Genomic DNA, 6841 nt, shown 5'->3' with positions numbered 1-6841 from the left:
TCTTGTGGCTTCATAATCTTAGCCTCTATGTTGATGATCGATAAGTGATATTATTTCTTCAATTCTGGCTAAACAATGTTTTGAAAAACAAGCCTTTGCATCTTGAAAGGTGAGGCGATGAGAGCATAATGATGTCGTTTTCATATTTTTATGCGTGTATTGCTCATCATTGCTGTGATGTATGACATTGGTATTTTATGGGGGGATTATTAGGGCGTTCTATTGGGAGCCCTTGAATACGGCTTGTTTTGAAAATCTCAAAATTATGGGGCTGTTGGTGATGCAAATTGTGTAATGCAAAAGAAAACAGTCAGAAAAAGACGAAAGACACATTCAAACCGTAAAGTTTTAAACATTGTCGCGAAACACACTGTTTTATAACAGTCTATAATAACTTATAATAGTCTATGATAATGCGAAAATTTTACGATGAAATCTGGACGCAGAAAATCCCTTACCGCACCTGTCATTAAATACGATTTTTCATATTCTGTCAACCGCAAAACGATTATTTTTCCTCCTTTATCGCGGGAAAAAATCTACAGAAAAAAGCTCATTCATTAGCTATGCAGCAAAATATATTGTTTTAATGGAAAAGTTTTTGATGTGGCAAAAAACATTTTCTCCTTTGAGAAAGGAGGGGACAAGATGAAGGGAGAATTGTGGTTTTGAAATCCGTGGTATTTTATTGATGAAATTGGGAAGGCGGTGGTTGGAAGGTGTTGCGGAGCAAAGCTTTAGGTATTGCGCAGGGGGTGTTCCGAGGGGATGACGAGGTGGGGGACTCGTGGGTGCTTAGAGGCGTGATGGCTCTTCGAGTGGCTGTTGGGGTCTCTAAAGGTTTCTGTATAAAGATTTATTGAGTAAATGCTTTTTCTCCTTTGAGAAAGGAGGGGAAAGGTGAAGGGAGAATTGTGGTTTTGAAATCCGTGGTATTTTATTGATGGAATTAGGAAGGCGGTGGTTGGAAGGTGTTGTGGGGCAAAGCTTTAGGTGTTGGCGATTTGTGGGGGTGATTGGGGTTGTGCTGGCTGTCGTATTAGTGATGGTGTGATGGGGGTGGAGGGTTATCGGTGCAGTTGTTGATGAGGGAGAAGATTGTTAGTAGGGGCTTTTTCTTTCCTTTAAGGGATGATGCTTTTAATTGTGTCAAAAAATAACGGGTTGTTTTAATGATAAGCTATTGATTTATATTGAATGTTTTATCGTTATTTATCTTGAATGAGAAATCCAGATTATGCTGAAATAAAAGCCATAGCTCTTGTCCGTCATAAGATCAGAAGAGCCATATAGAATTGTACAAGAAAAGACGTAAAATGACGATAATGAATTGTCTGAAGAGCTAAGGATGTCGTGATATTGGAGGAAGCGTATGATGAGGGTGGTTTGTTACAATGGGGGGTAGAGGGAAGAATGTTGCTGTTTTAAAGAGGGGGCAATATTTATCCTGTCCAAGCCGTGAATATGCCGTGAAATATTGTCCTTTGAGGCATGGTTAAGTGAGGCATGGGTAGATATAAGGTTAAGTCTCTTTGACAGTTGAAGTATTTTTTTAAGGGCGTGGTGGATATTTTTAAGCTTGTTTGTTGTGCGCTTTAAGCTTGTTAACCCATGAAATTTTATGAAAAGGCAAGCTCAGTGGATCTCAAGTGTCACTTGCCAAAGGGGACTTTACAAAGGTGCTGGTTATAAAGAGGCATGTTATAAAGGAGGGGGAGAATCTTTATCCTGTGAGGGGGAGGAAATGATGGGTGTTTTAGCCAAGGCTCTTTTGGGTAGAACTGTCAAAATGTTTATAAAGGGCATCAAGAATAATACGCAACGAACCAACAAGATTAGGCAGCGGTTGATCTTCTATAACAAGATAGTGTAATGCCGCATGAAAGTTGTGTTGACGATGTAGATATTGTGCTTCTTTAATCGCTTCTTGCATAGCTTCATAGTGTTCCGTTGCTCTTTGGACCCATTGCTTTTTTGCTTTCTCATCTGATGCGCTGTGCGTAAAACCATCATAATAACCGTTTGGTAAACCTTTTGCACATAAATAGTCGTTTCTAATTTGCAAGTATTGTTGCGCCGTGTCATATTGCTCTTTACTGATGCCTGATGAAGCCTCTTTATAGCCAAGCAAACAAAGACGCCCAATATAGGTTCCGACAAGCGGATTTTTCGCTTCTTCGAGGCTTAAACCAAAGTGTTTTGCACGCATTTCAATCGCAGATTGAAGCGCAGATTCGCTGGAATTTTGGGCACGTGAAATATAGCTATTGGGCTCTCGCTTTCCTGTTATTTTCGATCTACCGCGTTTTTTACGTATTTTCATGAACTTAACCATTTGAATGAAAAGAAACTGTCTGTTGATGGGGGACAGTGATGTAAAAAGCACTTGGCGCAAATATTGGGGGGAGCAAATACTTAAGAGGGGGAAAATACTTAAAAGGGGGAAAATACTGGGAGAGTGAGCAAATACTGGGAAATATCAGCCGTTGCAGATCAAAAAACAAACGATACTAAAGGCGTTTAAAATGCAAAGAAAAGCAACGGTGTGGGGCGAAAAAATCATCTTTAAGGTGGTTTCTTACCTTTTTTATCTTATCCCTATCAGTCTTATCTTCCGCCCCTATCATGCTTATTTTTTTATTGATAGCGGATTATTTGCTTTCTAAATATTTCTTAACTGTTCTTGAGAGATTGAAGGAAAATTTTTGTCAAATGTGAATGAAAAAATAACAATGGATTTCAAGGGCATGTCATCGTCTTTCTAATAGGAAGTTTTTTCTAATGGGATTATTTGTCTCTTTTTTCACGAGCGCTTTGTGGAAATTTTTCAATTCCACTTTTGAAAGGTCATTGTTTTCTTAAGTTGGAAGCTTTTTATTTGGGTTCTCTTATTTTTTTGTTGTTGGGCGCTTTCCCAAGATATTTGATATACATCACGCTGTTAAGCATACTTTTATCCTTTATAAGAGATATATTGTCTTCTGTTGAGTGGCAGAGAGCGGCAAAAAGCAAACCTCCGCATTCTATTATAATAGCATAAGATGCCCTATATTTTCAAATAAAATATCGTTTATCGGCTTAAAATAAACTGTGAATGATCTCGCTATTTTGTTTGGTGTATCCTTTATAGAGTATAAAAATCTCCGTTTTAATGGATCTTATTATAAAACGAGGGGATGTCGTTTAAAGGACGGAATGCATTATCGAAAGAGGCTGTTTTTATAAGTGGAAAATGCCTTTATAAAAAGATGCTTTTATAAGAGATGCCTTGATGAATGTAGGGGCTATACAAATGTGGGGGCTGTGAGATATTTCATCTTTAATGAAGAATTTTTAAAATGAAGCCTTTTTGATTAAGAAGCTTTCAAATGAGGATTAAGGTTGTTTGTCGCACGTTTTTCATACTGGATAATCGATTGCTTGTTTGACTTTGTTTTGTGTTGCTTTTTAAAGAGCCATGTCTTAGGGCTCTCTTTTGCCCATTTTGCAAGGGTGCTCATGAAGGGTATAACGATAAAGTCCCCAATGAAATCCATACAAAGTTTGAATAATATAAAATCTATTGCACACTTCCATTTTTACGCTTGTGAAGAAGAAAGTCCGTAGCATCACACATTTTGCCAGCTCTCATGGTTGCGGACAGCTCTTGGCATTTGAGACGCTTCCTTAGAGGCATTTATCATCCTTTCTTAATGTTTTACTCTATACGGCTCTTTCTGCTTGTAATGCGCAAGAGACATGGTTTGGGTTGATTTAATATGGAATAGGTTTGGAATAAGACAATCCTACGGTATTTAGGGTTCTCATTTAATATGAAAAACAATAAATTGTTATAAATCAGTGTATTGTTTGTAAACTTTACACATCAGATATTTCTTAGATTGAATATTTTTGCTTGTTGAGTTTTGTGAAACATTGTCTTTTGAAGTGTGGGTAATAGATAAGAGGACACAATGGCGTTTGTGCTTGTAAGGCTGAGGAATTGTATGTTGTCACGTATGAGGAATTTTAAAAATAGACTTAAAGGGTCTTATAGCGCGTGTTTCATAGTGAAAAGAGTGCTAGATAAACCGGTTTTGCTGGTTGCATGTTCTCAAAGAGTGAGTGGGCATGTTAGAAGTGAGAAAATATCCGTATGATCGAAGATAAATCACAACACCAATCTGCCCATAAGGGAAATACGGCTTTTGCGTCACAGCCCGTGTTGAATCAGTGTGCGGTTTTCAAAAAATGGACAGCTCTCTCAAGAAAAGATTACGTCATCATTTTGTGTTTGGCTATCCTCTTGTTGGTGCTTTTTGCCGCGACTGTCTATATGAATCCTTTGGAGTTTTTTCACGTTATATCCAAAGAACAGTTTCAAGCACTGGGACAAATGGAACAAGGAGATCTTCGAAAAATGATTAAGGAGATCTTGAAACAGCCTTTTGAAAATAATCCTGCAATCGTGTTTTTGTGTGACGCGGGATGGAATAGTGTTTGGGCTTTTTTATGTCTCTTGCCGCAAATGATTTTTGGTGTTCTTGTGGTGTTCTTTCCACTCTTTTTTGTTTTTAACGCTATCTCTAAACGGGAGGTGAAGGAAATGATGAAGCTGTGGGATACATTGCCAGAGCAGCAACAGCTAGACAACCAATCTCTCAACAAAACACAATAGGAAAATAAGTGGCTGCTTCTTTTATAAGTACTTTTGTAATTTTGACCACAGTATGGTGGAGTACTGTCATGTTTTTCGGGGAGATCATGATACTTTTTTCTACTCTGATGACAATCTTGGTACTTTATTATTCTTTGATAAAACGGACAATATTGTTGTGTGGGATGCGGCGGAAATTAAAAAAGGGTGCATTGCAGAATTTGGGGCATAATCAGAAAGTCAGCATAGGACAAAATACAGTTTGTGCAATAAAGTTCAGCCCCCTTTCTTTTCAAGAATCTTTGGAACTTTCGAGAAAAGATTATTGTATCATCTTTTTTCTAGCTTTCATTGTGATTGTGGTTTTCGCAGTTTTGCTCGCTTTTTTTGCTTTTCTTCCAAAATCTGTGATTTTTTTACACAATTATATGCCTCTATTGTTTAAGGTTGGCGTTTTTGGCATGCAGCTGCTGTTTTGGTTTTGTGCGTGTATTGTTGTCGCTTTACCTGTCATTTTAATCTTCCATAGTTTCCTTCATTATGGCGTGAAAAAAACAATAAAGAAATTAGAGATGGTTGCTTGAGAAGAGAATAAAAATGATGATTTCACATCAATGCGATAGGGGAAACACGTGACTATTGTTATAAAATTTTTGGCTTTTTTAGGGTTCACCATCATTGCCATTGTAATGTTTATGGTTATGATCCGGCTTCCTTACCGGTTGATCAAGCATATGAGGTTATCTTTTAAACTCTCTCAAGACTTGAAAAAGAGTACAACGCAAAAAAAACACGCCATACAACAATTGCGCAATGATCTGGGAGAAATGAAAAGACACAATCTCGCCCATAAGACCCTTGATGCGAAAATGCGCTTTCTTAACTTTAAAGAATCTCTGCCTCTTTCTTCGAAAGAATGTAAAATAATCTTTTTTATCTTTATCCTCTTTACTGTTTTGCAATCTGCTTTCTCTATCGCAAATTTTGTATGGTGGAAGAGCGATATGGTCGGCGTTATCATGCAGCTGTTGAGCATTCTATGGTTTGGGCTTCTTCTCTTTTTTCCGATCATTGGGATCATGTGCATGAAGTTAACGAGAAAATTGAACAAAAAACTTCAACAATTGAAAGAAGCAATACAACAACGCGATCAGGCAATTCGTATGAAGAATGGGCGTGGAGGATAAAATGACCAGTAGTCTTATAACATTAATGGCCTTTTCTTTCCTGTTCTTTATGGTCTTAAATGTTTTATTGTGGGTGCCAATCGTTGTCATTTATTACCTGTTTATCAAGCGTGCGAGGCTTTATTGCCGCGTGAAAAAAGAACTGAAATGCGTGCTGAATGAACGCGATATCGCCTTAAAACAGATCTCTCAAAAATAAAAAATAGCTTTCTCTTATTTGGCAAGACTATAAAAAAATATGCTATCTTTCTACGGTCATGGCGACTGCTCCAATAGTTATAACTGTTGTCGTTAAGATATGGAGAGGGCAGGACTTTGTTTCTCTTGTCGTATTCGAGCCACTGGCATGGCTGCTTGCCTGTACTTTTTTATTCTTACCGATTGTTTTTATTATGCGTTTTATCGTGACCCGTCAGTTGAACAAAATGATACGGCAATTAGAAGAAGAGGTTGAGCAGAAAGGAGCTCCCGTCATATTATACGATGTGAGTGAGGGAAAAGTGAGTGAGGGGAAAAAGTGAAGAGAGGCNGTGAGGGAAAAGTGAGTGAGGGGAAAAAGTGAAGAGAGGCTCTTGCTTGAGTGCTGGGGGGAAAGTGAAGAGGGGCTGCTCTTGGACTTTACTTGCTGTTTCTGTTCTCTTAAAGAGAGAAAATCTTGTAATTTATTTTCTTTTTATCAAGCATAAAATGTGTTTTACCAAGCGATATTGAGAGCGAAAAATCTATACTTAAAGCAAAAGATATTCTGGTGTTTGGGGAAGAAAAGCCCATTTTTTGCAGGTGGAGAGGCAAAACGCACAGAGAGGATGAGCAAAAAGCACACGTTTTGCTCCATGGAAAGTGTAACAGTGCTTTTAAAGAGCTTGGGGTGGAGGGGGAAAATTGAAAGAAAAGAGGGACATCTATTTATTTACGAGACCGTGAAGGACAGTTTCTCTCTCTGGATGAAAAAGGTTTTGTGCAATTTGATTATGGAATTGTGAGAGGCGCTGGTATTCATGCGGCGGCTTGCCAAATG

6 protein-coding genes are annotated in these 6841 nt (G+C 38.1%); 5 read left to right on the top strand and 1 reads right to left on the bottom strand.

What is annotated here, in order from left to right; genetic code table 11:
- Nucleotides 1-1756: 1756 nt before the first annotated feature.
- A complete protein-coding gene (locus ACFILT_RS08990) occupies nt 1757-2323 on the bottom strand; it encodes a hypothetical protein (RefSeq protein ID WP_375679380.1) in 567 nt (188 codons plus the stop codon).
- A gap of 1812 nt (nt 2324-4135) precedes the next feature.
- On the opposite strand from ACFILT_RS08990, the gene ACFILT_RS08985 reads away from it, so the two are divergent.
- The 5 genes from ACFILT_RS08985 to ACFILT_RS08965 are packed head-to-tail and all read left to right on the top strand — an operon-like array spanning nt 4136 to nt 6344.
- On the top strand, nt 4136-4657 hold the full coding sequence (locus tag ACFILT_RS08985; RefSeq protein ID WP_375679379.1) for a hypothetical protein: 522 nt from the start codon (nt 4136-4138) through the stop codon (nt 4655-4657).
- Nucleotides 4658-4665: 8 nt separating this feature from the next.
- On the top strand, nt 4666-5220 hold the full coding sequence (locus ACFILT_RS08980; RefSeq protein ID WP_375679930.1) for a hypothetical protein: 555 nt from the start codon (nt 4666-4668) through the stop codon (nt 5218-5220).
- 48 nt (nt 5221-5268) lie between these two features.
- Nucleotides 5269-5823: a hypothetical protein gene (locus ACFILT_RS08975; protein ID WP_375679929.1), complete on the top strand. Its 555-nt coding sequence runs from the start codon at nt 5269-5271 to the stop codon at nt 5821-5823.
- A 1-nt stretch (nt 5824) separates the two neighbouring features.
- Nucleotides 5825-6022, top strand: a complete 198-nt coding sequence (locus tag ACFILT_RS08970) for a hypothetical protein (RefSeq protein ID WP_375647100.1) — start codon at nt 5825-5827, stop codon at nt 6020-6022.
- Between the two features lie 58 nt (nt 6023-6080).
- A complete protein-coding gene (locus tag ACFILT_RS08965; protein WP_375640892.1) occupies nt 6081-6344 on the top strand; it encodes a hypothetical protein in 264 nt (87 codons plus the stop codon).
- Nucleotides 6345-6841: the final 497 nt, after the last annotated feature.

The organism is Bartonella sp. AP7XZML, from assembly GCF_042195745.1.
Classification (GTDB): Bacteria; Pseudomonadota; Alphaproteobacteria; order Rhizobiales; family Rhizobiaceae; genus Bartonella.
This window is presented reverse-complemented; position numbering and strand designations above follow the sequence as displayed.

Excerpts from the sequence above, each read along its gene's own strand:
- ACFILT_RS08970 (WP_375647100.1), top strand. The coding sequence starts at position 5,825 with ATGACCAGTAGTCTTATAACATTAATGGCCTTTTCTTTCCTGTTCTTT.
- ACFILT_RS08990 (WP_375679380.1), bottom strand. The coding sequence starts at position 2,323 with ATGAAAATACGTAAAAAACGCGGTAGATCGAAAATAACAGGAAAGCGA.
- ACFILT_RS08985 (WP_375679379.1), top strand. The coding sequence starts at position 4,136 with ATGATCGAAGATAAATCACAACACCAATCTGCCCATAAGGGAAATACG.
- ACFILT_RS08965 (WP_375640892.1), top strand. The coding sequence starts at position 6,081 with ATGGCGACTGCTCCAATAGTTATAACTGTTGTCGTTAAGATATGGAGA.